Genomic DNA, 1,440 nt, shown 5'->3' on the forward strand with positions numbered 1-1,440 from the left:
TCCGGCTATTGTTCGATGACGAATTCATCGCACAGGCCAGTGAAGGAGATCTGACCCACCTCGTTGCGGTGATTCGCTCTACCGATATCCGCGACCAAAAACCTTTCGACCACATCATCGCCCGCTACGCCGAACAACTCCTCGGCCACTGAAAACCAGCACAAACAAAAACGCCCGGCAAATGCCGGGCGTTTTTTATTGGGCGACGATCACTCGTGATACTGCGCCGACAACTCATGTACGGCGCGCAGGAACGCACCCGCATGTTCCGGATCAACTTCCGGCGTGATGCCATGGCCGAGGTTGAACACGTGACCGCTGCCTTTTCCGTAGCTGGCGAGGATGCGGCCGACTTCGGTGCGAATGGCTTCCGGTTTGGCGTAGAGCACGGTCGGGTCCATGTTGCCTTGCAGGGCGACTTTGCTGCCGACGCGATCACGGGCGCTGCCGATGTCGCAGGTCCAGTCCAGCCCCAGTGCATCAGCGCCAGCGTCGGCGATGCTTTCCAGCCACAGGCCGCCGTTTTTGGTGAACAGGATGACCGGCACTTTGCGGCCTTCGTGTTCGCGGATCAGGCCGCTGACGATTTTGCGCATGTAGGCCAGGGAAAATTCCTGGTACGCCGCCGCCGAGAGGCTGCCGCCCCAGCTATCGAAGATCTGCACCGCTTGCGCGCCGGCCATGATCTGGCCGTTGAGATAACTGGTGACCGTCTGCGCGAGCTTGTCCAGCAGCAGGTGCAAGGCTTGCGGGTTGTCATAGAGCATGGTTTTGGTCTTGCGGTAGTCTTTCGACGATCCGCCTTCGACCATGTAGGTAGCCAGGGTCCATGGGCTGCCGGCGAAGCCGATCAACGGCACACGGCCGTTCAGTTCGCGGCGGATGGTGCTGACCGCGTCCATGACGTAGCCGAGGTCTTTGTGCGGATCAGGAATCGGCAGGGCTTCGATGTCAGCCATGGTGCTGACGACTTTCTTGAAGCGAGGACCTTCACCGGTTTCGAAGTACAGGCCTTGGCCCATAGCGTCAGGGATGGTGAGGATGTCGGAGAAGAGGATCGCCGCGTCCAGTTGTGGATAGCGGTCGAGCGGCTGCATCGTGACTTCGCAAGCGAACTCCGGGTTCATGCACAGGCTCATGAAGTCGCCGGCCTTGGCACGGCTGGCGCGGTATTCAGGCAGGTAGCGACCAGCCTGACGCATCATCCACACAGGGGTGACGTCTACGGGTTGCTTGAGCAGGGCGCGAAGGAAACGGTCGTTCTTCAGGGCAGTCATGTCGGCATCCGGAAAAAAAGTGCGGGCATTTTCTCAGAGCCGGACGCAAAAGGCACGGCAAGAGCCGCGCCTTTTGTCTATCGGGTCAATTTGTCGCATTTTTGCAGCACCACAAAACACTGTGGGAGCTGGCCTGCCGGCGATAGCATCACCTCGGTTTATC

At 59.6% G+C, this 1,440-nt stretch carries 1 protein-coding gene; it reads right to left on the reverse strand.

Features of this window, described 5'->3' with window-relative positions:
* Positions 1 to 209: 209 nt before the first annotated feature.
* Positions 210 to 1,277, reverse strand: a complete 1,068-nt coding sequence (gene hemE, locus AC1DRJ_RS27580) for a uroporphyrinogen decarboxylase (protein WP_095078029.1) — start codon at positions 1,275 to 1,277, stop codon at positions 210 to 212.
* Positions 1,278 to 1,440 lie beyond the last annotated feature (163 nt).

This window comes from Pseudomonas sp. P5_B2 (assembly GCF_056400445.1).

Excerpts from the sequence above, each read along its gene's own strand:
- hemE (WP_095078029.1), bottom strand. The coding sequence starts at position 1,277 with ATGACTGCCCTGAAGAACGACCGTTTCCTTCGCGCCCTGCTCAAGCAA.